Consider the following 25,040-nt stretch of genomic DNA (forward strand, 5'->3'; position numbering starts at 1 on the left):
GAACTGGTCTGCGACTGCGGCGGAACCCGGTTCACCATCGACCGCACCCCCAGCGGCGGACAGGCCGCCCACACCCTCGCCAGCTTCAAGGTCTCGAACCTCGACGGCGAGATGTCCGCCCTGCGCGACTGCGGCATCACGTTCGAGGAGTACGACTTCCCCGGGCTGACGACCGTCAACGGCCTCGTCGAACGCGACGACATGCGGGCCGCCTGGTTCAAGGACAGCGAGGGCAACATCCGCTACCTGGCCCAATCCGTCGGCCGGTAGCGCTGTCCCACGTCCGGCGCCCCCGTCCCACTGACCCCCGTCCCACCGGCTGCTGCCCTGCCCGCCCAGCACGAGCGGACGGGGCAGCAGCCCGGGAGGCACCAGACCAACCGCACCAGGCCCGCCGCCCCCCGGTGGCGAGATGGGCCGGCCTCACCTTGACTGGGTCGGGCCATGGCCCGGCTGCGGGAGGACCGAGGGATGAGGTCGGTGCGGGAGGCCTCCGGCCGCTGGAGGGAGCGGCTGGCCCGGGGGCGCAGGCAGGTGGAGCGGATGCGGGCCGAGGCCGAGCGGCGCTTCCCGGTGATCACCGAGCTGACGGCCCGGCTGCTCTCCCCCGGTCTGCTGGACGCCGCCACCCGGATGGCCGCCCAGGTGTTCCTGACCTCCGTGCCGCTGCTGTTCGCGGTGGGCGCGTTCGCCCCGGTCGGCGTGCGGGACCAACTGGTCGCCTCACTCCGCTCGCTCTTCGGCGTCTCCGGCGCCACGGACCAGCAGTTGCACCAGTCGTTGTACGGCAATGACGACCTGCGACAGACCACCGGGTTCATCGGCGTCCTGATGGCGCTGCTGTCGGCGACCAGTTGCAGCCGCGCGGTGGCCCGGGTCTGCGAGCGGGCGTGGCGGCTGCCGAAGGCCCGCACCCGGGTGGCGGCGTGGCGGTGGCTGCTGTGGGTCGTGGCCTGGCTGGCCGTGCTGCTCTTCCAGGGCCCGCTGCGGGACGGCTTCGGCACCGGCTTCTGGCTCGGCCTGCCACTCACCTTCATCACATCGCTCGTCGTCTGGTGGTGGACCACCCACCTGCTGCTCAGCGCCCGGGTCGGCTGGCTGCCGCTGCTGCCCGGTGCGCTGCTGACCGCCGCCGCGGCCACCGCGATGTCGCTGACCGCCCGTGTCTACATGCCGGACGCGCTGAACCGCGCGCTGGCCCAGTACGGTTCGCTGGGCCCGGTGCTGATGATCCTGTCCTGGCTGATCGCGTTCTGCGCCGCCGTCACCTTCTCCGTCACGGCCGGGGCGGTGCTGGCCCAGGAACCGCCGCTGAACGCCTACCTGGGAGCGCCCGCCAAAGACTCGCCCGCGCCGAGCACGACCAACCCGAGCACGACCACCCCGGGCACGACCACCCCGAGCACGACCACCCCGAGCACGACCACCCCAGGCACAACCACCCCGAGCACGACCACCCCAGGCACAACCACCCCCGACGATCCGAGCACCCGCTGACCCGTCACCCCCGACGCAGCCGCCGCCGGACGCGCCGGCCCGTGGCGACCGGGTCCCAGGAGCCGGGGCGGCTCCGGGTCAGCGGGTAGCAGGCCAGGCCGATCAACACGGCGCTGAAGTGGCCGATGCTGGTGTAGTCCCGGCTCTGCGCGACGCCCAGGCCGTAACAGAGCAGCACACCGGCCACGTACGCGTACCGCCACGGCCGCACGATCAGGTAGGTCAGCACGGCGATCACTCCGGCGAGCGCGTAGCTGACGCCGTAGTCGACGGTGTAGACGGCCTTCGGCGGGGCGATGCCGCGGTGGATCGCCCAGCCGAGGACGCCCTCGCTGAGGTAGGTGGCGCCGACGTGCGCGGCCATCGCGACCGAGATCCAGCGCAGGGTGCCGAGCCAGCGTTCGGCGGGCACGTGGAAGAGGTTGTAGAGCACGAAGTAGCTCAGCCACCCGCCGCCCGCGATCCACAGCGCGCTGGTGACCAGCACGCGCACCGGTGAGACCTGCAGGTGGTGCAGGTTGGTCGAGCGCCGTTCCAGGATCCGGTCGGCGGTCGCGGTGTCGACGTGGTGGATCACCTGCGTGGTGGCGAGCAGGATCGCCAGCCACACGTAGGTGCCCGGCGCGTGGCGGACGTAGGCCCAGACGGCCAGGACGAGGCGTGCCCACCAGGGGCGCCGGTCCGTTCCGGTCGCGCTGGTGATGCCACCGGTCATCGGCGCCTCCTCGTCGTTCCCTTCACCCTCACTCGGGGCGTCCCCCGACGCGTCGACGCGCTGCGCCCTTCGAGTGATCGCGGGCTCACGGGCCGGGCAGCGGCAGCTCGGGCCGGTCGGTGGCAATCGCGTGGGCGACGGCGTCGGCGAGGTCGACGTCGAGGTCATCCTCGGCGAAGGGTGCCACCAACCTGCTGCGGCCCGCCGCGGCCAGGCCCGTTGCTGCAATCGGGCGAACTCGCGGGCCGCCTATACTCCCTCTGCCGACAGCAGGGGGAAGGGCGGAACGCGTGAACACGATCCTCAGCGTGGACATACCGGTCGTGATCGGCGTGGCGCTGGTGGTGCGGCTGGTGAGCCTGCCACTGCTGCGGCGCTATCACCTGGACGTCCGGCAGCGGGCGCTGGCGGCCCGGGAGGGCGGCGGCGGCCCGAAGGGCCTGGCGTCGCTGTTCGGCGAACTCGCGGTGGGGCTCGCCTGCGGCGGCGGGCTGATGGCGCTGCTGACCTTCGTGAACATCGTGGGCGCCCGCGTCCTGCGGTTGCCGATCGACCCGGCCAACTCCCGGTATCTGGCCCTCGACATGCACCTGAGCCGCGGCGTCGCGCAGACCTACTACCTCGTAGCGGTGATCGCGGTCCTGGTGCTCTGGCTCCTGCTCTGGTTCCTGACCCAGCACCGTCTGCTGCGGGCCGGCATGCCGCCCGAGGTGTGGTCGTCCGGCTCGACCCGGCTCCGGCTGGCCGGCGGGTTCGTCCTGCGCGCGGTGCTCGGCGCGCTCGTGCTGCCGGTCGGCCTGATCCTGGCCGCCCTGGTGTTCCAGATCGTCGCGACCGTGGTCAGCGGACGCCACCGCCCCGCCGTCCCGGCCGCACCGCCGGCCCCACCCGCGTTCACACCCGCGTTCACACCCGCGCAACCCACCCCGTACCCGCCGACTGCCGCGTACCAGCAGCAGCCCCCGGCGTACGTCCCGACGCAGGCCGACCCGGCGCCCGCCGCGCCGCTGCGCACCGGGCCGGTCGTGCCGCTCGCCGCCACCGGCGCGATCCCGCACCAGCCGCTGCACCCAGGCGAACCGCGCACCATCGGCGGCTACCAGCTGCTCGGCCGGATCGGCTCCGGCGGGATGGGCACCGTGTACCTGGCCCGGCGCGAGGGTGCGGCGACGCAGGTGGCACTGAAGACCATCAACCTCGAACTCCTGGACAACGCCGAGCTGTTGCGCCGCTTCGAACGCGAGGCGGAGGTGCTGGCCATGGTGCCCGGCGCCTACACCGCCCGGGTGCTCGACGGCGGGGTGGACGGCGGGCGGCCGTACCTGGCGATGGAACTGCTGGACGGCCGTCCGCTGGACGCGTACCTGCGCGAGCAGGGGCCGATCCGCTCCCCCGAGGCGCTGCGAGCCCTCGCGCTGGCACTGACCGTCGCACTGTCGGGGGTGCACCGGCTGGGGCTGATCCACCGGGACCTCAAGCCGGCCAACATCATGCTGACCACCGCGGGCCCGCGGCTGCTCGACTTCGGCATCGCGGCGCTGGTGGACGGCACCCGGCTCACCATGACCGGCGGCGGTCCCGGCACCCTGACCTACATGGCGCCGGAGCAGTTCGGCGAGGACCGGGTCGGGACGGCCGCGGACGTCTGGGCGTGGGCGTGCTGCGTGGTCTGCGCCGCGCACGGCGCCAGCCCCTTCGCGGCGACCAGCACGGGCGCGGTGATCCGGCGGATCGTGGACACCGGCCCCGAGCCCGCCGCGCTGGCGGCGGTGCACGCCCTGGACCCGGCGCTGGCCGCCGTCGTGATCCGCGCGCTGAGCGCCGACCCGGCCGGACGCCCGGCGGACGGTACGGCGCTGCTGGAGCGGCTGACGGCCCGTCCGGCACCGGGCGTCCCGGCGCCGGACCCGGGCGCCGTCCGCGAGGAGATCACCCGCGGCTGGCGTACGCTGGCGATCTGACCGCCCGGGGCGGGCCGCCGGGGCCGACCGGGCGGCACCACCGGGAACCGCACAGCGAGGGCGACAGGCACGATGAGGGAGCACGGCGCACCGACCGCATCCGCGGGCATCGACGTCGGCACCACCGCCCGGCACCCAGCGCTGCGCGCGGCGGCCCGGCTGCGGCTCACCACGGTGTACGTACTGCTGCTGACCGCGACGGCCTGCTGGCTGGCCGGCCAGAGCCACGCCGCGCGGGCCCGTTTCGTCCGGCACAACAGCAGCAACGTCCATCACATGGAGGTCGGCAAGTGGTGGACGATGTTCACCAGCGGGCTGGTGGTCGACGGGGTGCCCGCCTGGGCGGGCATCGCGGCGGTGGCCGTGGCGCTGGGCCTGGCCGAGTGGCGTTGGGGGCCGGCCCGGGCCGGCGCGGTCTTCGTCTTCGGGCACCTGGGAGCCACTCTGCTCACCGAGGGCGCCATGTGGGTGATGCTCACCGTCCGGATCCCGGGGGCGCTGTCCCGGGCGCGTGACGTCGGGATCAGTTACGGGCTGGTCGCCACCGCCGGCTGCCTGCTGGCCCTGGGCCCGGCCCCGCTGCGCCGGTTCGGCCTGCCCGCGCTCGCGGCGGGGCTGGCCCTGGCCTGGGCGCTGGACCAGCAACTGGCCGACGCCGGGCACCTGGTGGCGCTCGGCCTCGGCGTGCTGGCCTCCCGGACGGCCTGGCTGCGCGCCCGTGCCCGCACCCCGGGCCCGCGCTCCGCCGTGCGCTGACGGCCGTGCGCTGACGGCCGCACGCCGGCCATCCTGCGCTGCCGGCCCGGCGCCCCTTATCCTCCGGTCTCCCCGGGGTCTTGCCATCCTTTCCACGCCGAGTAATGCTGATTACATGATTACAACCTCGCCCGAAGAGCTCCGGGGGTGGTTCACCGGCCGCCTCCCCGCCGACCTGTTCACCGAAATCGTCGAGATCACCGCGGACCGCGAGGAGATCACCGTCGTCGGCCGCATTCCCGAACCGGCTCTCGACGGGACGGCCCCGGACGCCGAGCGCGAAGCGGCGTTCGAGGGCCGGATCGCCGAGTTCCGCGACCGGACCAGGGACGCCCGGATCGCCGTCGCCCGCGAGGCCGAGCGCCGATACGGCCGCAAGGTCTCCTGGGGCGCCGAGTGCGGCGACCTGCGGGGCATGTTCACCACGGTCTCCGCCCCCGTCATGACCCGGCTGCGCCAGCCCGAACGGCAGGTGCTCGACACCCTGGTGGAGGCGGGCGTCGCCCGTAGCCGCAGCGAGGCGCTCGCCTGGTGCGTCCGGCTGGTGCAGCGCCACTCCGACTCCTGGCTCACCGAACTGCGCGAGTCGCTGGAGAACGTCCGCCGCCTGCGCGCCCAGGGGCCGGACGCCGACAGCGCCTCCTGACGACCCCACTGCCCGGCCGGGCCCCACCCCAGCACACTCCCGGGGTGGGGCCCGGCCGTCTCATGTTCCCCATACCGGGCCGGCCCCTTCCACGCCGGAGCCCGCGACGGCGTCCAGCTCCTCGACCCGACCGGCCGGGCCGCCCAACACCCTGACCACGCAAGCCACTTGACGGCTCCTACGGCCGATCGACCGCGGCGGGGGGCGGCGACGCCAGCCGCCGCCCCCACCGACACGATCGTATGCTCTTGCGGTACTCTGCAAATCTATGCCAGAGTGCGGGCATCGGATACGCCGAATCCCCTCACACGTCGCTAAGTCAGGAGCCCGCGCCGCCGCGCGGGTCAAGGGTGCATGCATGTCGAAGGTCTTGAGCAAGCTGCCGGTCGGTGAACGGATCGGCATCGCATTCTCCGGTGGACTGGACACCTCCGTCGCCGTCGCGTGGATGCGCGAGCACGGCGCGGTCCCGTACGCCTACACGGCCGACATCGGCCAGTACGACGAGCCGAACCTCGCCGACGTCCCGGCCCGCGGCCGCGCCTACGGTGCCGAGCAGGCCCGCCTGGTCGACTGCCGGGCGGCACTGGTCGAGGAGGGCCTGGCCGCCCTCGCCTGCGGCGCCTTCCACATCCGCTCCGCCGGGCAGACGTACTTCAACACCACCCCGCTCGGCCGCGCCGTGACCGGCACCCTGCTGGTCCGCGCGATGCATGAGGACGAGGTGTCCATCTGGGGCGACGGCTCCACCTACAAGGGCAACGACATCGAGCGGTTCTACCGCTACGGCCTGCTCGCCAACCCCAGCCTGCGGATCTACAAGCCGTGGCTGGACCAGGCGTTCGTCGCCGAGCTCGGCGGCCGCAAGGAGATGTCCGCCTGGCTGTCCGAGCGCGACCTGCCGTACCGCGACTCCGCCGAGAAGGCCTACTCCACCGACGCCAACATCTGGGGCGCCACCCACGAGGCCAAGCGGCTGGAGTACCTGGACACCTCGATGGAGATCGTCAGCCCGATCATGGGCGTGGCCTTCTGGGACCCGGCCGTCGAGATCCGGACCGAGGACGTGACGATCGAGTTCGAGTTCGGTCGTCCGGTCCGCATCAACGGCCGGGAGTTCGCCGACGCGGTCGAGCTGGTGCACGAGGCCAACCGGATCGGCGGGCGCCACGGCCTGGGCATGTCGGACCAGATCGAGAACCGCATCATCGAGGCCAAGAGCCGCGGCATCTACGAGGCGCCCGGCATGGCGCTGCTGCACACCGCCTACGAGCGGCTGATCAACGCGATCCACAACGAGGACACCGTCGCGACCTACCACACCCAGGGCCGCCGGCTCGGCCGGCTGCTCTACGAGGGCCGCTGGTTCGACCCACAGGCGCTGATGCTCCGCGACAGCCTGCAGCGCTGGGTCGGCCAGCCGGTCACTGGCAGCGTCACGCTGCGGCTGCGGCGCGGCCAGGACTACTCGGTGCTGGACACCCAGGGCCCGAACCTCAGCTACCACCCCGAGAAGCTGTCCATGGAGCGCAGCGTCGACGCCGCGTTCGTGCCGAACGACCGCATCGGCCAGCTGACCATGCGCAACCTCGACATCGCCGACTCCCGCAGCAAGCTGGAGCACTACGCGGTGCACGGCCAGCTGGCGCCGTGGAGCGGCCTGATCGGCGAGCTGGCCCCGGGCGGGGCGGCGCCGATCGCGGCTGCCAGCCTCAGCGCCGAGGCGGTCGCGGCGGAGTCCACCGCGCTCGACAACGCGGCGATCGAGTCGGGCAACGACTGATCCGATGCCGTGACCACGTCGGAGGGCCGCCGCACCGGTGTGGTGCGGCGGCCCTCCGGCGTTCCCGGGTTGCAGGAGTCGTTCCCAGGTCGCAGGAGTGCGGCCGCCTCACCCGCATGGCGGCGTCGACCGCGCGGGGCGGGCCCGGCCGTCGCTGAATGGGGAGGGCGTGCGTTCAGCGGAGCGCGCCACGCCGGGCGGCACCTTCTCCGGACACGCGGGGGCCGCCGCGAGGAGGCGGGAGCGGGGATGGGCGAGGCGGTCGGTCCGATGCTGGCGTCGGCGGTGGGTATCGCGATCAGCCCGCTCACGCTGGTCGCCGTGATCCTGATCCTGGCCACACCGCGTGGCCGGGCCAACGGGCTCGCCTTCGCCTGCGGCTGGGTCGTCGGCCTGGCGGCGATGGTGGCGGTCGTGGTGGCGGCGGGCAGCGGGCCGGGTGCGGGCGACGCCACGCCGAGCTGGTCGTCCTGGCTGAAGCTCGCGCTCGGTGTCCTGCTGGTGCTGATGGCCGGGAGGCAGTGGCGCGACCGGCCGCGCGAGGGGCACATCACCGCGCCTCCGCCGTGGATGCGGACGGTGGACCGCCTCACCCCGGGCAGGTCCGCCGCTCTGGCGGTGGTGCTGGCCGTGGCCGACCCGAAGAACCTGGTACTGGCCGTCGGCGGCGCGGCCTCCATCGCCGCCAGTACGGGCGGTGACGGGGGCAAGGCGGTGGCCGCCGCGCTGATGGTGCTGGTCGGCTCGCTGTGCACGCTGGTGCCGCTCGGGGTCCGCCTGCTCGGCGGGGGCCGTTCGGCGCGGGCCCTCGGGGAGTGGAAGGCCTGGATGGCCACGCACAATGCGGCGATCACGACCACGGTGCTGGCCGTACTCGGGGCCGAGTACGTCGGCGACGCCATCACCGGGCTCACCCGAGCCTGAGCCCGACCGTGAGCCCGAACCCGACCCTGAGTCTGGGCCTGAACCTGAGCCCGAGCAGTTCCACCGACGGACGGCCACCGCTCCCGACCGCCCCGCTCACCGGATGCGCACCACCCCTCTCCCCCGCACCGACCGCACGCCCAGCCGCCCGCCGTCCGCCCCCGGCCGGACCGCCAGCACGTCCCTGAGCGTCAGCAGGATCTCGCCGTCGTAGCACTCCAGCTCCCGCGCCAGCTGCGCGGCGCCGCCCGGCCCGGTGTCCGGGGCCAGCGCGGGCAGGTGGCCGGGGGCACTGAGGTCCTGGGCCTGGGCGGCCCAGCGCGCCGCGTCCCGGGCCTCGCCCTCGGAGGCGTAGTGGACGGCCAGGCAGTGCACGGCCAGTTGGTCGCCGTACTGGGCCGCGATCCGCCACCAGAAGACGCCGTCGGCGGTCCGGCCCATGCCGTAGAGCAGGCAGCCGAGGGTCCGGAAGGCCGTCTTCTCGGCGAGTTCGAGGTCCAGGGCCAGTTCGCCTGGTTCCACCGCACCCGCCACGGTGACGCACAAGTGCCGCAGGTCGCGCCGGAGTTCGGCCCGGCCGCCGACCCACGGGGACTCGCCGAAGGCGTGCGGCGGACGGGCGGTGGCAGGCGGGCGGGCCGGCCGTTCGCGGGTGAGCGGAGCCGGCCGACGGGCCGCGGCGAGCCGCTCGGCCAGCCGACGGGTGAAGGCCGCCGGGTCGTGGTCGCGGAACTCGCGCTCCAGCAGGGCGGCGTCCGCCCGCAGCAGTTCGGTGACCTTCACGGCGTCTGCCCGTCATCCGGCTGTTCCAGCAGGTACTCCAGGTGGCGCCGCCCGAGGCTGTAGTAGGTGCGGGCGGTGGTGTGCGCGATGCCGAGGGTGCGGCCGATGTCCGGGTAGGACAGGCCCGCCTGGCGCAGCCGGACGACGTCGGCCTGGACCGGTGCGGCGCGCGCGAGCTCCTCCATGGCCCAGTCCAGGGCGTCGAGTTCGGCGAGCTGGTCCAGTTCGTCCTGGCTGGTGTCAGGGCGGCGCTGCGCGAGGACGCGCTGCCGTTTGCGTTCGGCGCGGCGGCGCTCGCGCAGGAGGTCCACCACCGCGTCCTTGACGATCTTGAACGCGAAGGCCTGCGGGTCGGCGCTGGCCAGGGCGCGGCGCCAGTTCTTGTAGAGCGTGGCACCCGCGTTCTGGACGGCGTCCTGCGCGTCCTCGCGGTGTCGCAGACGCTGCTGGGCGTACCGGAGGTAGCCGGGGTTCTCGCGAGTGAAGAAGGCCTCGAAGTCGGCCGGCAGGTCGCCGAGCGGGTCCGCCCGCAGGCCCCGCTCCTCGCCCGGCCCGGGGGTGTTCAGCACACGCGCCCCCCTTTCGTGGGTCAGCTGGCCGGCCCACCGGGTGGCACGCCGACGGCCCCTGGGGGCTCGTGGTGTAACCGTCCGGGCGGCGCGGGTTGTTGACCGGATCGGGCGGACAATTGGCGACCGCTTCCGTTCAGTTTCGAACAGCGGCGCTGACCTGCCGGTTCGACCACGGCGGGCGTCCGGAATCCAGCCGCACGTGACCCACATCACAGGTCGCGGACCGCCGACTTGACAAGGCCGGCGCCACCACGGGGCCGCCGGAAAGCCGCTACGGCACCGCCGTGGCACCACTACGGCGCCGGTTCCACCACCGCCGAGTCCAGCGCGACGGTCACCCGCTCCAGCAGCGTGCGCAGCGCGGCCAGGTCCTCCACCGGCAGCCCGGTCGCGGTGAGCAGCCGGCGCGGCACCTGCCCTGCCCGCTCGCGCAGCGCCGAGCCTTCGGCGGTGAGGCTGACGGTGACCGACCGCTCGTCCTCCGGGCTGCGCTCCCGTCGCACCAGCCCGGCCGCCTCCAGCCGCTTGAGCAGCGGGGAGAGCGTGCCGGAGTCCAGTCGCAGGCGCTCGCCGATCCGCTTGACGGGCAGGTCGCCGTCCTCCCAGAGCACGAGCAGGACGAGGTACTGGGGATAGGTGAGTCCGAGGTCGCGGAGCAGCACCCGGTAGACGCCACCGAAGGCGCGGGAGGCCGCGTTCAGCGAGAAGCAGATCTGCTGGTCGAGGCGGAGCAGTTCCTCGTCCGCCATGCCGGGAAGCGTGGTCATGGCCCCATGGTACCGATCGCGTTCACGCCACTTAGTTGTGCGCAATTGAATTGCGTGCTCTACTTGTCTCCAGAGGGCGGCCCGGGCGGCCGCCGCAGGACACGAAGGGAACGGATCATGGACGCGCTCTACACCGCAGCCGCCACCGCCAACGGCCGGGAGGGCCGTACCGTCAGCTCCGACGGGCAGCTGGACCTCGCGCTCGCGATGCCGCCCGCGCTCGGCGGCAACGGCCAGGGCACCAACCCCGAGCAGCTGTTCGCGGCCGGCTACGCGGCCTGCTTCGCCAGCGCCCTCGGCCTGGTCGGCCGCCAGGCCCGGGTCGACACCGGCGAGATCTCGGTCACCGCCGAGGTGTCCATCGGCAAGGACGGCGCCGGCTTCGGCCTCGCCGTCGTGCTGCGCGTCGAGCTGCCCGAGGCGCTCGCGGGCGAGACCGGCGAGCAGCTGGTCAAGCAGGCCCACGAGGTCTGCCCGTACTCCCGCGCCACCCGCGGCAACATCCCGGTCGAGCTGGTCGTCGAATAAGCCGGACAAGCCGAACACGTCGAACGGATCGAGCAGCTCGTGGGCCGGACAGGCCCTCGGGGCCCCTTGACCGTGCCGACGCAGCGGCTCGTCGACCGGGGCGCCGGTCGACGAGCCGTCGGCCGACCTGCGCGACCAATGGCGGGGGCGGGGTCAGAAGAACGTGGGCCGGCGCACGACGTAGGGCTCTTCGAGGGAGTCGATCTCCTCAGTGGTGAGCTTGAGGTCGAGCGCGGCGACGGCGTCCGCGAGGTGGTGCGGCTTGGTCGCGCCCACGATCGGGGCGGAGACCACCGGGTTCTTCAACACCCAGGCCATGGCAACCTGCGCCATCGACACGCCGCGGGCCAGGGCGATGCGCTGGACGGCCTCGACGATGGCCCGGTCGCTGTCGAGGAAGATCGGCCGGTCCTGCTGGTCGACTGTCCGGTTGATCTCCGCGCGCCGCGTGGAGCGTTCGCCCCAGGGCCGGGTGACCAGTCCCCCGCCCAGAGGGCTCCACGGGATGCTTCCCACACCCTGGTGGGCGAGCAGGCCGAACATCTCGCGTTCCTCCTCGCGGTGGATCAGGCTGTACTGGTCCTGCATGGAGACGAACCGGGTCCACCCGTGGGCCTGCGCGGCATGCTGCATCGTGGCGAACTGCCAGGCCCACATCGACGAAGCACCGATGTAGCGGGCCTTGCCCGCCTTGACCACATCGTGCAGCGCCTCCATCGTCTCCTCGACCGGCGTCTGCGGGTCGAAGCGGTGGATCTGGTAGAGGTCGACGAAGTCGGTGTCCAGGCGCCGCAGCGAGGCGTCGATCTGCTCCATGACGGCCTTGCGGGACAGACCCGCCCCGCCCGGGCCCTGGTGCATCGGCGCCCACAGCTTGGTGGCCAGCACGATGTCCTCGCGCTGGGTGTACTTGCGCAGCGCCCGCCCGACGACCTCCTCCGAGGTGCCCAGGCCGTAGATGTTCGCGGTGTCCCAGAACGTGATGCCGAGCTCGACGGCCTGCCGGAAGACAGGCTCGGCCGCGTGGTCGTCGAGCGCCCAGGTCGTCCTCTTGGCGGGGTCGCCGAAGCTCATGCAGCCCAAGGCGATCCGGCTGATCGTGAGCCCTGACGTTCCCAACCGCGTGTACTCCATGGCTTGCTCCTCTTCGGTGATGCGGACTCGGGCACGTGCTCCGAAAGGCGGCCGGCTTCCCGCCCCACCGTGGCACGAACTGCCGCTTGTCGCCTCCCACCAGGGGGTTCCTGCTGTTACAGGTACTGCCAGGGCCTCTCACGCACGCAGAACCGGACCTATCGTGGTCGGCATGGACGCCCGCACCGAGTTCCGCGACTTCCTCACCTCCCGCCGCGCCAGAATCACCCCCGAACAAGCCGGTCTGCCTGCCAACGGAAACCGCCGGGTGACCGGTTTGCGCCGCGAGGAGGTCGCGCTACTGGCCGGCGTCAGCGCCGACTACTACATCAAGCTCGAACGCGGCCACGCGCGCGGCGTCTCCGACAGCGTCCTGGAAGCCCTCTCCCGCGCCCTTCACCTCGACGAGGCCGAGCGCGCCCACCTGTTCGACCTGGCCGCCGCCGCCAACACCGGCACCCGGACGCCCCCGCGCACCCCCAAGCCCCACGTGCGCCCCAGCATCCAGCGCATCCTGGACGCCATGTCCACCACCCCGGCCTACGTACGCAACCGCCGTCTGGACATCCTGGCCACCAACCAACTCGGCAGAGCCCTGCTCAACCCGATCCTCGCGGCCCCGCGCCGGCCGCCCAACGTGGCCCGCTTCATGTTCCTGGACCCCGCGGCCACCGACTACTACCTCGACTGGGAACGCATGGCTGCCGGCACCGTCGCGATCCTGCGCGCCGAAGCCGGACGCGACCCCCACGACAAGGCCCTGATCGACCTGGTCGGAGAACTCTCCACCCGAAGCGACCTGTTCCGCACCCGCTGGGCCACCCACAACGTCCTCCGGCACCGCAACGGCGTCAAACGCCTCCACCACCCCGTCGTCGGCGAACTCACCCTCGGCTACGAAGCCCTGGAACTCCCCGCCGACACCGGACTGACCATCATGGCCTACAGCGCCGAACCCGCCACACCCGCACACGACGCCCTGAACCTGCTGGCCAGCTGGGCCGCGACCACGGACCAGAACGACAACTCCGATGCGGGGACCCATCCCACGTCCACTCCGCGGCCCGGCACCTCCGCCTAGGGCCTGTCCTAGCACGCCGGCCGACCCGCGACCGGGGCCCGCCGCACACCACCCGTGCGGCGGGCCCGCCGCCACCCCGAGTCAGCCCTCACCCGGCCCGTTCACCGAGCGGAGCGTGTCGAGCCTGTGCCGGTACTCCTCCGCGTCGATCTCGCCGCGCGCGAACCGCTCCGCGAGCAGCTGCTCGGGCGTCGGCCCGGCCACCGGCCCCTGCGGCCCGCCCGCGCCGGGCCACGCCGCACCCGGAGTCGCCGGACCGTGCGGCACCGCCCGCGGTGAGCGCGACACGTACCGGAACAGGGCGATGACGACGAGCACCAGCAGCGCCAGGAGCAGCAGCGCCCCGATCGCCATCACCCCGATGCCCCAGCCGCTCAGGACGTGGCCGTGTCCGTGCCAGTACCTCATCAGGACCTCCTGCTCCGGCCCCGCAGCCGGGGCCCGCCGAGGTGATCGGCGCTTCACCACCATCGTGCGCCGCCACCGGGCCGAAGCGCTCTGAAGGAAGCCTGAGAAAACGTTCCGGCGCTCCGCGACAGGCCCGCCGGGGTAGCGTTTTCGTCCATGAACCACCACCCGCGGGCCGGCGACCGCTCGCCCGAGCAGCTCGTCGCGGCCGGGGTGCTGCGGCGCCACGAGGACCGCCGCCCCCTCCCGGCGCTCGGCCACTCCCCGATCGGCTACGTCTCCACCGCGCTCTGGGCCGAGCTCACCGCCCTCGCCATCGCGCCGCCCGCGGCCGACGCCACCGCCACCGCCCTGCTGCACGCGATCGCCGACCGCGCCGTGGACGCCGCCCTGGCCCCCGGCAACGAGCGCGCCCCGCGCGACGACCTGTACGTGGCCCACCCCGCGCACATCGGCGCGCGCCGCCGGACCGTCTGGTTCCAGCGCTCGGGCCCGCGCGGCCCGATCACCGCCACCTTCGCCCCGTGAGGCGGGCGCTCAGCGCTCGACCTGAAGGCTGTGGCAGACCCAGCTGAGCCGGTCCGGCCCGCCCAGCGGCGGCCGGTCGTGGTACGTCCCGTCCGAGACCGACAGGTTGACGATCAGGTACGCGTGCCAGCCGGGGCCGACTCCGTGCAGGTCCGCGTAGACCAGCTCGTCCTCGACGTACCAGTCCACCGAGTTGGCGCCGAGCACCACCCGCAGGCCGAAGGTCGCCCCCGGCGCGATCCCCGCGTCGGCGCCGTGCCAGTACCGGAACCCTCCCCGGACGTGATTGGAGATCTCCAGCAGGTCCGGGTGGTCGGGGTGGTACTCGAAGGCGTCGACCTCGTTGCCACCGTCCCGCCAGGTCCAGATCGCCGGCCAGGCGCCCAGCTCGACGGGCAGCGTGACCCGTGCCGACAGCTCGTCCCCGGTGCGGACCTGGAAGCCGTCCGGACTGCCCTCGGTGGTGAGCAGGCTGCAGGTCCAGAGCCCGCCGACGGGTCGGCGGGTGGCGCTGAACACGCCTCCCGGGCAGTAGGCGCGGCCGAGGTAGTCGAGTTTGTGGTCGCTCCGGTTGGTCGGCCCCATCCGGGGATAGGCGCTGGTGCGCCCGGCGACCCACTGCCTGGTCGAAGTGAAGTCCGCGTCGAACACGACTGCCACGGCCGCCTCCCCAATACTCCGGCGCCTCGACAGTCCGACCCGTCGGGCACACAGGGTGATGTACCCGATACGTTCCGCAGTATGCGAAGCGGTCCGTCCGGGTCCGAGCCGGGCGGCGGTCAGCCCGTAGGACCGGCCGATCTACCGATCAACCGACCTGCGCGGCCGCCCCGCCCGCGTCGAGCCGGTCGGTGACCGAGACCACCCCGTCCACCGAACGGCACAGGTTGAGCACGATCGGCACCAGGTGCGCCTCCGGCACCGTGCCGCTGAGCACCACCCGGCCCTGGTCGACCTCGACGCCGATCTCGGCCGGGCTCACGCCGTCGATCCGGCCGAGCACCTCCTCGACGATCTCCCGCCGGATCACCACGTCCTCGCGCAGGAACACCCGCAGCAGGTCCCCCCGGCTCACCATGCCGATCACCCGCCGACCCTCGTCCAGCACCGGCAGCCGCTTCAGCCCGTGCCGACTCATCAGCCGGGCCGCCGCGACGATGCTGGTGCCGGGGGTGGTGCAGACCGGCTGCGTGGTCATCAGGTCGGCCGCGGTGACGGCGCCGCCCGGGCCGGCCGGCGCCGACTCGGGGGCGGGCAGCAGGGTGCCCGGGTCCTCCTGCGCGGCCAGCGTGCGCAGGAGGTCGGCCTCGGAGACGACGCCCAGAGGCCGTCCATCGGCGTCCACCACCGGCACCCCGGTGATGTCGTACTCGGTCAGCAGGGCCACGATCTCCCGGAAGCCGGTCTCGGGCGCGACCCGGACCACGGGGCTGGTCATCACTGATTCGACGGTGGCATGCCGCACGCCGGTTCACCTCGTCCACGACACTGGTCCGGCCGCGCGCGGATCGTCCCGGCCGGTACCGGCAGCATCGCGCCCCGGCGGCGGTGATCGCCAGGGGCCAACGGGCTGAACAGCCGGGACCATGGGCCCTGCCCTCCGAACGCGGACCCGACATCCGTCCCCCGGTCCGGCGCGGACCGGCCCGCCACCGGGCCCGGTCGACCCGCCACCCGCCACCCGCCCGGACGGCGCAACCATCACATGACCAACGCGTTGGGCCAGCCACCACGACAGCACGCACGGTTTCCGGGGAGGGCCCGTTGGCGGGACGGACGGTGGGCGCGGCATCGCCGGCGCAGGGCGCCGGGGCGCGCCCGGTGGCCCGGGCCGAGGCCGCGCGGGCTGTGCCGTCCCGGACGGCACGCCCGGCGTCAAGCAGCTCAACCTGTGGGCCTTCGCCGTCCAGCCGCTACCGCAGAACGCGGGCTCGGCGTCCTGGGTCTGCCTGCGCGCCGACCGCTGGACCGGCGAGGGCAGCGCCGCGACCGCCGTCCTGCTGCCGACCGCCCGTGGCCCGCAGCGCACCGGCGGCGGCCCGGGGCGGGCGTGCAGCCGCTTCGAGCAGGACGTCGTCGGCTCGGTGTGGTGGCGTTCCCCGCAGGGGACGGAGTTCCTGCTCGCGGCGGGCAGTCGGCGGGTCACCCGGCTCACCGTCAAGGGCCCGGACTGGTCCGCCGACCGGCCCGCCCCGGACCACACGCTCGCCGTCGAGCGCCCGGCGCGGGCGGCCGTCCAGGTGGAGGCGGTCCTGGACGGCGGCGCCCGGATCAGCCCGCCGCACTGAACCGGCCGGCCGACTCGCTCGCGTAGTCCGGCAGTTCGACGCTGGAGACCTGCTTGCCCAGCGCCAGCATCCGGTCCAGGACCCAGCGCCGGTTCAACAGTCCGTTGCGCACCCGCAGGCCGGTGGCGGTGCGCGGCGCCAGGAACGGGCCCGTGCGGTCCCCACCCTTCTGGCACCCCTGGGCGTAGCGGCGCAGCAGCCCCTCGTACCGGGCGAAGGCGGTGCGGTGGTCCCTGCGGGCCCGGGCCAGCTCGCCCGCCAGGACGTACGCGGCCACCACGGCGGTACCGGTGCCCATGCCGCCGATGGTGGCGCCGCAGGCCGCGTCGCCGAGCAGGGCGATCCGGCCGCTGGACCAGGTGGGGACGTCGGCGCGGCTGATCGAGTCGAAGTACAGCTCGGGGGCGCCGCGCAGGCTCTCCAGCAGGCGGGGCACCTCCCAGCCGAGGCCCGCGAAGGCGTCCCGCACCAGCGCCTTCTGCTGCTCCACGTCATGGCGGTCGTAGCGCAGTTCGGGTGAGGCGAAGAGGCAGAAGGCGCCCGCCCGGGTCGGGTCGCGGTGGTCGGCGCCGACCGAGACGAGCCGCCCGGGGACGTTGAGGCCGACCGAACCGGGCGGCAGGCCGAGGCCGCCCGGCAGCTGCCAGGTGGCCGCGTAGTAGCCGAGGTGGCGGACGTAGCGCTGCTCGGGGCCGAAGGCGAGCCGGCGGACGTTCGAGTGCAACCCGTCGGCGCCGATCACCAGGTCGAACTCGCGCGGCGCGCCGTGCCGGAAGGCGACCCGCACGCCGCCCGGGGTCTCCTCCAGGGCGGTGATCGAGTCGCCGAAGACGTACTCGGCGCGGGAGAGGCTGTGCCGGTACAGCAGTTGGGCGAGCTCGCCGCGCGGGATCTCCAGTTCGCCGCCCGCGAACTCGGCGGGCAGGTGCAGGAGTCGGCGGCCGTCGGCGCCCAGGAAGGTCATCGGGCTGCCGCCGGTGTCGAGCGTGCGCAGTTCGTCGAGGACGCCCATCCGCTCCAGCACGGAGAGGTGGGTGCGGCCGCGGAAGTCGACGTTCTGGCCGCCGCCGCGCAGCGCGGGGGCGAGTTCGACCACGGTGACCTCGAAGCCGTACCGGCCCAGCCAGTGGGCCAGGGCGGGGCCGGCGATGCTCGCGCCCGAGATCAGGACCTTGGTGCTCATGGAACCACTCCGTCCGAGAGGATCGATAAACTGTGTCCGATGGACACTGTTCGGTGCTGTGTACGGTAGACACAGTTGGGTCGGACAGGCAACCCCAGGACGGGAGCGGAATGTGAGCGAGGCGGCGAACGACACGGTGCGGCTGCTCTGGGGCCCCGCGGCCAAGCCGACCCGGGGGCCGAAGCCGGCCCTCAGCCTGGAGCGGATCGCGGCGGCGGGCGTCGAGATCGCGGACGCCGAGGGCCTGGGCGCGGTCTCGATGCAGAAGGTCGCCGGGCTGCTCGACTTCACCAAGATGTCGCTCTACCGCTACGTGCCCGGCAAGGCCGAGCTGGTCGCGCTGATGGTCGAAGCCTCCGTCGGCGCACCCCCGCAGGACCGGGACGCCCTCGACTGGCGGGGTCAACTCACTGCCTGGGCTCACCAGTTGGCAGAATCATTCGCCCGCCACCCGTGGCTGCTGGACGCCACCGTCGGCCCCCGGGTCCTCGGACCCAAGGAACTCTCCTGGCTGGAGCGGGTGGTGGCCGCCCTCGACGGCCACGGACTGACCGGCCCCGAGCGGATGGACGCCGCCGTCCTGCTCGCCGGGCACGTCCGCGGCATCGCCGAGCACTCCCGCGCCGCCGGGCCGGACGGCTCCCCCGAGGCCGAACTCCTCACCGCCTTCGGCCTGATGGTGCACCGGCACGCCGACCGCTACCCCGCCCTGGCCGCCGCCATGGCCGACGAGGGCGGGCGCGACCAGGCGCTGGACTTCGGCCTGGAGCGGATCCTGGACGGCCTGGCCGCACTGATCGACCGCCGGACGGGCACCGCGTAGCCCGACGGTCGGGCCGCTGAAACTGCTTCTTCACCCGCCGACGTGCCCGTTCGGCCGATCCGGGCGATCATGGGACGAACCGCGTCTTCGGCGATACGGCGCACCGGCGTCTCCGGCCGCGCCCGGAAGGTGGACTGCGATGTTCCAGATCCTGTGGATTCTGCTCATCGGCTTCGTGCTGGGCGTGCTCGCCAAGCTGATCCTGCGCGGACCGCAGTCGATCCCCTGGTGGCTGACCATGCTGCTCGGCGCCGCCGGGGCCTGGCTCGGCAACGCCGTCTCCGGGTGGATCGGCGTCCGCCACACCTCGGGCATCGACTGGATCCGTCACATCCTCCAACTCGGCTTCGCCGTCGCCCTGGTGGCCTTCGTCGCACCGGCCTGGACCAAGTCACGCCAGAACCGCTGACCCGCGCTGTCAGGGCCGGCTGCAACACTTCCGCCAGGCCCCGGCGCACGGACCCTGGCGGGGGCGGCGACCGGCGGACGACCGGCCGGTGGGGCGGGTCCGGTCAACCGACGTGGACGGCCGGACGGCGGCTGCGGTCGGGTTCGGCCTCGCGCAGCACCTCGCGGGTGACGGGGGCGATCTCGCCCTGGCCGAAGAGGAAGAACCTGAGGAACTGGGCGAAGGGGTTGCCCTCGGTCCACTCGAAGTAGATGTGCGGCTGGTGCCCGGTGAGGTCCCGTACCCGCAGCAGCAGAGCGGCGAGCGCGTTGGGCACGCTGGAGCTCTGCAGCGTCAGCACCCGGTAGCGGTCGTGCAGCACCTCGCCGCACACGGTCAGTTCGGCCTCGAAGTCGGACGGGTCGAGCACAGTGACCTCGACGAACACCAGGTCGTCCTCGGCCGGGATGTCGTTGTCGGTCCGGATCTGGCGGATCTTGTCGCGGTACTCCGCGAGGTCCCGGCTGTTCGGCTCGTTGGCGATCAGCCGCAGCGGGCGGTACGTGTAGTCCCGGACGAACCGCTCCGCGACGTCGTCCAGCACCACGTCGGTGACGCGCAGTTCGAAGGCGCGCTTGAGTCGGGAGAGGAACGAGACCAGCATGATCCCGGCGATGAAGCAGGCGCCGATCTTGACGCCGTCCGGCCGCTCGGCGATGTTCACGGCCGTGGTGTAGAGGAAGACGGCGGCGATCACCGCGAAGCCGACCCTCCGCCGGCGCTGCCCCGCCTTGTGGGCGGCGATGGTGACCGCGATGGCGGCCGAGCTGATCAGCACCAGCACACCCGTGGCGTACGCACCGCCCTGGGCGTCCACGCTGGCGTCGAACAGCCAGGTGACCAGGAAGGCGATCAGGGTCAGCACGATCACGGTGGGGCGCACCGCGCGGGCCCAGTGCGGGGCCATGCCGTAGCGGGGCAGGTAGCGCGGCATCAGGTTGAGCAGTCCGGCCATGGCGGAGGCGCCGGCGAACCAGAGGATGGCGATCGTGGACAGGTCGTAGATGCTCCCGAAGGTGTTGCCGAGGTTCTCGTGGGCGAGGTAGGCGAGCGCCCGCCCGTTGGCCTGGCCACCTGCTTTGAAGGCGTCGGCGGGGATCAGCAGGGTGGTGATGAGGCTGGTGGTGATCAGGAAGCAGCTCATGATCGCGGCCGCGGTGGTGAGCAGCTTGCGGGCGCCGCGGATCCGGCCGGTGGGCTTCGCCTCAATGTCCTCCGGGTCGCCCTCGATGTGCGGCATCACGGCGACGCCGGTCTCGAAGCCGGACAGGCCGAGCGCGAGTTTCGGGAAGACGATCAGTGCGACGCCGATCATCGCGATCGCGTTGCCGTGTTCGGCCGTGAGCGCGTCGGTCCAGTCGCCGACGACGTGCGGGGCCTTCGCCACGTGCCAGAGACCGTTGGCCACCACCACGACGTTCAGCGCGAGGTAGACCGCGACCAGGACGACGGCCAGGCCGATCGCCTCGCCGAAGCCCTTGAGGAAGACCCCGCCGAGCAGCGCGATCAGGATCAGCGTGATCAGCACCTGCCTGCCGGTCAGCACGCTGTGCAGATGCGGGTTCTCCACCAGGTGCGCGGTCGCGTCGGCGGCGGACAGCGTGATGGTGATCATGAAGTCGGTGGCCGCGAAGCCGAGCAGGGTCAGCACGAACAGCTTGCCCTGCCAGAACGACAGCAGCCGCTCCAGCATGGCGATCGAGCCCTCGCCGTGCGGGCTCTCCTGGGCGACCCGCCGGTAGACCGGAAGCGCGCCGAACAGGGTGACGAGCACCAGCACGATGGTCGCGATCGGCGACAGCAGGCCCGCGGCCAGCGCCGCGATGCCCGGCTGGTAGCCGAGCGTGGAGAAGTAGTCGAGGCCGGTCAGGCACATCACCCGCCACCAGCGCTGGCCCTTCACGTGCGGTGCCTGCGCGTGCGGGCCGGGGTGCTGCTTGGCCATGTCCGACAGGCCTTCCAGCAGCCAGGCCCGGAACCTCGTGGCGCGGGTCGCGGGTGCCACCCCTGGATCGGCCGAACCCGACAAAGCCACGTGCACCCCTGTCCACGAGTCGGCCGGCCGCGCGCGGCTTCCGGGCCCCCAAGGCCGCCGGACGGCGGGCCTGGTCAGGCTAGGGGACCGGATCCACGCAGCCGGGCAACCGTGCGTCCGGACACGCCAGGGTGCCCCGGACGGCCCTCCGCGGTGGCGGGCGGCGCCCCGCCGTACCAGCGGTCCGGCGCGGCGGGCCCCGCCGGCCCCCGGAATGGGTGAGGATGTCCGCGCGAATTGACGCACGTGCCCATATCCGACAGCGACGGACACCAGGGAGGCCGCGGTGGCGGAACCGAGCCGACGGGGGATCCTGGGCCTGGGCCTGATGGCGGCGGCCGTCACCTCCTGCGGCAACCCCGCCCCGCACCCCTCCCCCGACGCCGGCGGTCCGACCAGCGCCCAGCACGTCGGCCCGGCGGCGGAGCGCGCCCTCCCCGGCGCGCCCGGCTGGGAGATCACCGACCCCGGCCCCTCCGACGCGATCGAGGGCTTCGCCGACCGGGTCAGCGTGCTGCCCGGCGAGCCGTTCGGCCTGCACGTCTCCACCCCGGCCGCCGCCTTCACCGTCTCCGCGTACCGCCTCGGCTGGTACGACGGCGCCCGCGCCCGCCTGGTCTGGCGCCGCGACCACGTCCCGGGCGGCAGGCAGCCCGCACCGCACGTGGACCCCGTGACCCGCACCGTGCTGACCGGCTGGCAGCGCACCCTCGCCGTGGACACCGCCGGCTGGCCCGAGGGCGCCTACCTCCTGCGCCTGGACGCCGAGGACGGCTCCGGCCAGCGCTACGTCCCGCTCACCGTCCGCTCCGCCGCCACGGCGGGCAGGACGGTGGTGATGAGCGCCCCCGCGACCTGGCAGGCGTACAACGAGTGGGGCGGGTACAGCCTGTACAACGGCCCCACCGGCGGGCTGGCCACCCGTTCGCTCCGGGTCGTCTTCGACCGGCCGTACGACTACGACCACGGCGCCGGGCTCTTCCTGGTGTACGAGGCGCCGCTGGTCGCGCTCGCCGAGCGGCTCGGTCTGCCGCTCGCCTACACCACCGGGATCGACGTGGCCCGCGAGCCCGGGTTGCTGCGCGGTGCGAGCGCCGTCCTGTCGCTCGGCCACGACGAGTACTGGTCCCCCGAACAGCGCGCCCGGGTGGTCGCGGCCCGGGACGCCGGTACCAACCTGGCGATCCTGGGCGCCAACTGCTGCTTCCGCCGGGTCCGCTTCGAGCCCTCGGAGCTGGGACCGGACCGGACGGTGGTCTGCTACAAGGACGCCTGGGCGCAGGACCCGGGCCACCAGGCCGGCGCCCCGGCGACCACCGACTTCCGGGCCGGCCCGAACGCGGACCCGGAGAGCGCGATGCTCGGCGTGATCTACGACGGTTACCCGGTGGACGCCCCGTACGTGGTCGGCTCGCCCGAGCACTGGGCGTTCGAGGGCACCGGCGTCACCGTCGGGGCGTCCTTCCCGCACCTGGTCGGCGTCGAGTACGACCGGGTCGACACCGCCTTCCCCACCCCGCGCCCGATCGAGGTGATCGCGCACTCCCCCGTGGTCTGCGAGGGCCGCGCCTCGCACGCCGACACCGCGTACTACACCGTGCCGAGCGGCGCCGGGGTGTTCGCCACCGGGACGATGCGCTGGGTGGAGGCCCTGGACGCGAACGGGCCGGGCGGTGGCAGCGCCGACCACGGGATCGACGCCCGGGCCGGCGACCTGGTCCGCAAGGTCACCGAGAACGTGCTGCGCACCTTCGCCGCCGGCCCGGCCGGCCGCACCCACCCGGCCCGGGACAACCTCGCGGCCGTCTACGGCGGGGCGTAGCGGGCCCGGTCGCTCGGTCAGGGGTCCAGGTGGTCCTGCCTCCCTGGCGGTTGCCCTGGGTCGCAGCCTCCGGGTCGAACGCCCGGGGCGAGGGGCGCTCTGCCGCACCGATACACTCACACGGTCTCACTACACAGCAGGTCGTCTAGGACAACCGTCCGGCGTGGCACGGGTGCCGGCCGGACAGGGCACGAGGGAAACAGAACATGGTCGAGGCCTCCCCGAAGGTCGTTGTCGTCGTCCCCACGTACAACGAGCGGGAGAACCTTCCGGTCCTCGCGGGGCTGCTCGCAGACCTCCCGGTACCGAACCTGCACCTGCTGGTGGTCGACGACAACTCGCCGGACGGCACCGGCGAGATCGCGGACAAGCTCGCCGCGGACTCCGGCGGCACGGTCGGCGTGCTGCACCGCACCGAGAAGAACGGCCTCGGCCGCGCCTACCTGGCCGGCATGGCCCGGGCCCTGGACGAGGACGCCGACATCGTGGTGCAGATGGACGCCGACCTGTCGCACCCGGCCTCGGCGATACCCGCGATGGTGCAGGCCCTGGCCGACGACGCCACCGCCGTCGTGCTCGGCTCCCGCTACGTGCCCGGCGGGTCGACCGCCGCGGAGTGGCCGTGGCACCGCAAGGCCCTCTCCGCCTGGGCCAACCTCTACGTCAACACCATCCTCGGCCTGGGCGTCCGGGACGCCACCGCCGGTTTCAAGGCCTGGCGGGCGAGCACCCTGCGGGCCATCGACCTGCCGACCGTGCAGAGCAGCGGCTACTCGTTCCAGGTCGAGATGAACTACCGGGTCGTCAAGCGCGGCCTGACGATCCGCGAGGTGCCGATCCGCTTCGAGGAGCGGATCGAGGGCGCCTCGAAGATGAGCATCGGGGTGCAGGTCGAGTCCGCGCTGGCGCCCTGGAAGCTGCGGCTGAACCGCCACGACGCGTAACGCACGACGGGTGGCGGTTCCTCCGCCCGGAACCGGCATACGGGTGCCCGTCGGGCCGTCCGGCGGTGTGAACGGCGGCTGCGGGGAAAGAAGGGCGACATGGCCCTTCTCCCGGAGTCACTCACGGCCCTGATCCGCCGTGGCACCCGAGAACCCTTCGTCGTCCAGACCGTGCGGGCCACCGTGGCCGCCACCATCTCGTACGCGGCGGCCACCCGGCTCAGCAATGAGCCGGTCCCGCTGACGGCTCCGCTCACCGCGCTGCTGGTGGTGCAGGTCACCGTCTACTCGACGCTCAAGACCAGCATCCGCCGGGTCAACTCGGTGGTGGTCGGCGTGCTGATCGCGACCGGCTTCAGCGCCGTGGTGGGGCTCTCCTGGTGGAGCCTCGGGCTGATCATCCTGGCCTCGCTGGTCGTCGGCCGGTTCGTCCGGGTCGAGGAGTTCGTCCAGGAGGTCGCGATCAGCGCGATGCTGATCCTGGGCGTCTCCGGGCTCGCCTCGCAGGCCTGGGACCGGGTGCTGGAGACGCTGATCGGCGCCGCCGTCGGCCTGCTGTTCAACCTGGTGTTCGCGCCACCGGTCTGGGTGGACACCGCCGGGGAGTCGATCGAGGACCTCGCCCGGCGGGCCCGCCACCTGCTGCTGGACATCGCCGAGGAGTTGGACGGGCCGACCCCGGTCGCCCGGGCCGCCGAGCGGCTGCACGAGGCCCGCCGGCTCGACCAGGCCATCGTCGACGTGGACGCGGCGCTGCGCCAGGCGGAGGACAGCCTGCGGCTCAATCCGCGGATCAGCGAGGGGCTGCTGTCCCGGCTGGTACTGCGCACCGGGCTGGACACCCTGGAGATCTGCGTGGTGGTGATCCGGGTGCTGGCCCGCTCGCTGACCGACCTCGCCAAGCGGCGCGGGCCCGGCGAGCGGCTGTTCCCGGCGGACGTCGCGGTGGGCCTGGAAGAACTGCTGGCGCACGTCGGCGGGGCCATGGTCAGCTTCGCGGTGCTGGTGACCACCCAGGTGAGCCGCAACGCCGAGGAGGCGGAGCGGCGGCTGACCGCCGAGCTGGCCGCGGCCTGGACCTGCCGGGAGAACGTCGCCCAGGCTCTGCTCCAGCAGGTGCGGGAGCACCCGGAAGCGTGGCAGCTGCACGGTTCGATACTGGCCGAGGTGGACCGGATCCTGGACGAGCTGGACCTGGAGCACCGCAGCCGGCGCCTGATGGAGGAGCTGGACCGGGCCTCGGTGGAGAGCCGGGAGCGGTTCTCGCGGTTCGCCGGAGTGCGCCGGTTCGTCCGTGGCGAGCGGCGGCGCCGGGCCCGGCCGAGGCGGGGGCGCCCGGCGGCGGGGGCCGGGCGCTGACCGCATCGCATGGTCGGATCATCGGACGTCACGGCGCCGGCGTCAGGGCACCGCG

At 73.3% G+C, this 25,040-nt stretch carries 26 protein-coding genes; 16 read left to right on the forward strand and 10 right to left on the reverse strand.

The annotated features are described in order from the left end of the window. Positions 1-111: 111 nt before the first annotated feature. Both P3T27_RS20635 and P3T27_RS20640 read left to right on the forward strand, forming a co-directional pair. On the forward strand, positions 112-270 hold the full coding sequence (locus tag P3T27_RS20635; protein WP_280680562.1) for a hypothetical protein: 159 nt from the start codon (positions 112-114) through the stop codon (positions 268-270). Between the two features lie 201 nt (positions 271-471). After that, positions 472-1,497: a YhjD/YihY/BrkB family envelope integrity protein gene (locus P3T27_RS20640; RefSeq protein ID WP_280680563.1), complete on the forward strand. Its 1,026-nt coding sequence runs from the start codon at positions 472-474 to the stop codon at positions 1,495-1,497. 4 nt (positions 1,498-1,501) lie between these two features. On the opposite strand, the gene P3T27_RS20645 is transcribed toward P3T27_RS20640, so the two are convergent. Continuing rightward, complete coding sequence (locus tag P3T27_RS20645) at positions 1,502-2,212, reverse strand: rhomboid-like protein (protein WP_280680564.1); 711 nt, start codon at positions 2,210-2,212, stop codon at positions 1,502-1,504. A 290-nt stretch (positions 2,213-2,502) separates the two neighbouring features. On the opposite strand from P3T27_RS20645, the gene P3T27_RS20650 reads away from it, so the two are divergent. The 5 genes from P3T27_RS20650 to P3T27_RS20670 all read left to right on the forward strand — a co-directional run bounded on the left by P3T27_RS20650 (position 2,503) and on the right by P3T27_RS20670 (position 8,282). Beyond that, positions 2,503-4,173 (forward strand): serine/threonine-protein kinase, encoded by a 1,671-nt coding sequence (locus P3T27_RS20650; RefSeq protein WP_280680565.1) that lies wholly within the window; start codon positions 2,503-2,505, stop codon positions 4,171-4,173. Positions 4,174-4,245: 72 nt separating this feature from the next. Beyond that, the gene (locus P3T27_RS20655; RefSeq protein ID WP_280680566.1) at positions 4,246-4,929 is read left to right on the forward strand and encodes a rhomboid-like protein; all 684 of its coding nucleotides are present in this window, start codon (positions 4,246-4,248) and stop codon (positions 4,927-4,929) included. A gap of 115 nt (positions 4,930-5,044) precedes the next feature. Then, complete coding sequence (locus P3T27_RS20660) at positions 5,045-5,575, forward strand: hypothetical protein (protein ID WP_280680567.1); 531 nt, start codon at positions 5,045-5,047, stop codon at positions 5,573-5,575. A gap of 358 nt (positions 5,576-5,933) precedes the next feature. Then, positions 5,934-7,358, forward strand: a complete 1,425-nt coding sequence (argG, locus tag P3T27_RS20665; protein WP_280680568.1) for an argininosuccinate synthase — start codon at positions 5,934-5,936, stop codon at positions 7,356-7,358. Between the two features lie 249 nt (positions 7,359-7,607). Further along, positions 7,608-8,282, forward strand: a complete 675-nt coding sequence (locus P3T27_RS20670; RefSeq protein WP_280680569.1) for a GAP family protein — start codon at positions 7,608-7,610, stop codon at positions 8,280-8,282. Positions 8,283-8,378: 96 nt separating this feature from the next. Here the strand turns inward: P3T27_RS20670 and P3T27_RS20675 are convergent, their stop codons facing one another. From P3T27_RS20675 to P3T27_RS20685, 3 genes are all read right to left on the reverse strand, one after another. Then, on the reverse strand, positions 8,379-9,065 hold the full coding sequence (locus P3T27_RS20675) for a hypothetical protein (protein WP_280680570.1): 687 nt from the start codon (positions 9,063-9,065) through the stop codon (positions 8,379-8,381). Beyond that, positions 9,062-9,634 (reverse strand): sigma-70 family RNA polymerase sigma factor, encoded by a 573-nt coding sequence (locus P3T27_RS20680; protein WP_280680571.1) that lies wholly within the window; start codon positions 9,632-9,634, stop codon positions 9,062-9,064. The genes P3T27_RS20675 and P3T27_RS20680 overlap by 4 nt, the downstream gene beginning before the upstream one ends. A gap of 296 nt (positions 9,635-9,930) precedes the next feature. Next, the gene (locus P3T27_RS20685; RefSeq protein WP_280680572.1) at positions 9,931-10,404 is read right to left on the reverse strand and encodes a MarR family transcriptional regulator; all 474 of its coding nucleotides are present in this window, start codon (positions 10,402-10,404) and stop codon (positions 9,931-9,933) included. A 117-nt stretch (positions 10,405-10,521) separates the two neighbouring features. On the opposite strand from P3T27_RS20685, the gene P3T27_RS20690 reads away from it, so the two are divergent. Next, positions 10,522-10,932: an organic hydroperoxide resistance protein gene (locus P3T27_RS20690; protein WP_280680573.1), complete on the forward strand. Its 411-nt coding sequence runs from the start codon at positions 10,522-10,524 to the stop codon at positions 10,930-10,932. Between the two features lie 153 nt (positions 10,933-11,085). Here P3T27_RS20690 and P3T27_RS20695 read toward each other — a convergent pair whose 3' ends face one another. Then, the gene (locus P3T27_RS20695) at positions 11,086-12,066 is read right to left on the reverse strand and encodes an aldo/keto reductase (RefSeq protein ID WP_280680574.1); all 981 of its coding nucleotides are present in this window, start codon (positions 12,064-12,066) and stop codon (positions 11,086-11,088) included. 172 nt (positions 12,067-12,238) lie between these two features. Between P3T27_RS20695 and P3T27_RS20700 the strand changes: the two genes are divergently transcribed. Continuing rightward, positions 12,239-13,147, forward strand: coding sequence for a helix-turn-helix transcriptional regulator (locus P3T27_RS20700; RefSeq protein ID WP_280680575.1), 909 nt, complete (start codon positions 12,239-12,241; stop codon positions 13,145-13,147). An 81-nt stretch (positions 13,148-13,228) separates the two neighbouring features. Here the strand turns inward: P3T27_RS20700 and P3T27_RS20705 are convergent, their stop codons facing one another. Continuing rightward, a complete protein-coding gene (locus P3T27_RS20705) occupies positions 13,229-13,555 on the reverse strand; it encodes an SHOCT domain-containing protein (RefSeq protein ID WP_280680576.1) in 327 nt (108 codons plus the stop codon). Between the two features lie 156 nt (positions 13,556-13,711). Here P3T27_RS20705 and P3T27_RS20710 point away from each other — a divergent pair, with 156 nt between their 5' ends. Beyond that, entirely contained in the window at positions 13,712-14,083 is a 372-nt protein-coding gene (locus tag P3T27_RS20710) for a hypothetical protein (protein ID WP_280680577.1), read from the forward strand. A 9-nt stretch (positions 14,084-14,092) separates the two neighbouring features. Here P3T27_RS20710 and P3T27_RS20715 read toward each other — a convergent pair whose 3' ends face one another. Beyond that, complete coding sequence (locus tag P3T27_RS20715) at positions 14,093-14,743, reverse strand: beta-glucanase (RefSeq protein WP_280680578.1); 651 nt, start codon at positions 14,741-14,743, stop codon at positions 14,093-14,095. 148 nt (positions 14,744-14,891) lie between these two features. Further along, positions 14,892-15,521 carry a CBS domain-containing protein gene (locus tag P3T27_RS20720; protein WP_280680579.1) on the reverse strand — a complete coding sequence of 210 codons (630 nt, stop codon included), beginning with the start codon at positions 15,519-15,521 and terminating at the stop codon, positions 14,892-14,894. A gap of 646 nt (positions 15,522-16,167) precedes the next feature. Here P3T27_RS20720 and P3T27_RS20725 point away from each other — a divergent pair. Continuing rightward, the gene (locus tag P3T27_RS20725) at positions 16,168-16,371 is read left to right on the forward strand and encodes a hypothetical protein (RefSeq protein ID WP_280680580.1); all 204 of its coding nucleotides are present in this window, start codon (positions 16,168-16,170) and stop codon (positions 16,369-16,371) included. On the opposite strand, the gene P3T27_RS20730 is transcribed toward P3T27_RS20725, so the two are convergent. Beyond that, complete coding sequence (locus tag P3T27_RS20730) at positions 16,355-17,554, reverse strand: FAD-dependent monooxygenase (protein ID WP_280680581.1); 1,200 nt, start codon at positions 17,552-17,554, stop codon at positions 16,355-16,357. The genes P3T27_RS20725 and P3T27_RS20730 overlap by 17 nt on opposite strands. A gap of 112 nt (positions 17,555-17,666) precedes the next feature. Between P3T27_RS20730 and P3T27_RS20735 the strand changes: the two genes are divergently transcribed. After that, complete coding sequence (locus P3T27_RS20735; protein WP_280680582.1) at positions 17,667-18,377, forward strand: TetR/AcrR family transcriptional regulator C-terminal domain-containing protein; 711 nt, start codon at positions 17,667-17,669, stop codon at positions 18,375-18,377. A 139-nt stretch (positions 18,378-18,516) separates the two neighbouring features. Continuing rightward, positions 18,517-18,786 carry a GlsB/YeaQ/YmgE family stress response membrane protein gene (locus P3T27_RS20740; protein ID WP_280680583.1) on the forward strand — a complete coding sequence of 90 codons (270 nt, stop codon included), beginning with the start codon at positions 18,517-18,519 and terminating at the stop codon, positions 18,784-18,786. A 103-nt stretch (positions 18,787-18,889) separates the two neighbouring features. On the opposite strand, the gene P3T27_RS20745 is transcribed toward P3T27_RS20740, so the two are convergent. Continuing rightward, positions 18,890-20,770, reverse strand: a complete 1,881-nt coding sequence (locus tag P3T27_RS20745) for an amino acid transporter (RefSeq protein WP_280680829.1) — start codon at positions 20,768-20,770, stop codon at positions 18,890-18,892. 418 nt (positions 20,771-21,188) lie between these two features. Between P3T27_RS20745 and P3T27_RS20750 the strand changes: the two genes are divergently transcribed. The 3 genes from P3T27_RS20750 to P3T27_RS20760 all read left to right on the forward strand — a co-directional run bounded on the left by P3T27_RS20750 (position 21,189) and on the right by P3T27_RS20760 (position 24,985). After that, complete coding sequence (locus tag P3T27_RS20750; protein ID WP_280680833.1) at positions 21,189-22,682, forward strand: N,N-dimethylformamidase beta subunit family domain-containing protein; 1,494 nt, start codon at positions 21,189-21,191, stop codon at positions 22,680-22,682. Between the two features lie 206 nt (positions 22,683-22,888). After that, positions 22,889-23,626, forward strand: coding sequence for a polyprenol monophosphomannose synthase (locus P3T27_RS20755; protein WP_280680584.1), 738 nt, complete (start codon positions 22,889-22,891; stop codon positions 23,624-23,626). 99 nt (positions 23,627-23,725) lie between these two features. Next, on the forward strand, positions 23,726-24,985 hold the full coding sequence (locus P3T27_RS20760; RefSeq protein WP_280680585.1) for an aromatic acid exporter family protein: 1,260 nt from the start codon (positions 23,726-23,728) through the stop codon (positions 24,983-24,985). The last annotated feature ends 55 nt before the right edge of the window (positions 24,986-25,040 follow it).

The organism is Kitasatospora sp. MAA19 (assembly GCF_029894125.1).
Lineage (GTDB): Bacteria > Actinomycetota > Actinomycetes > Streptomycetales > Streptomycetaceae > Kitasatospora.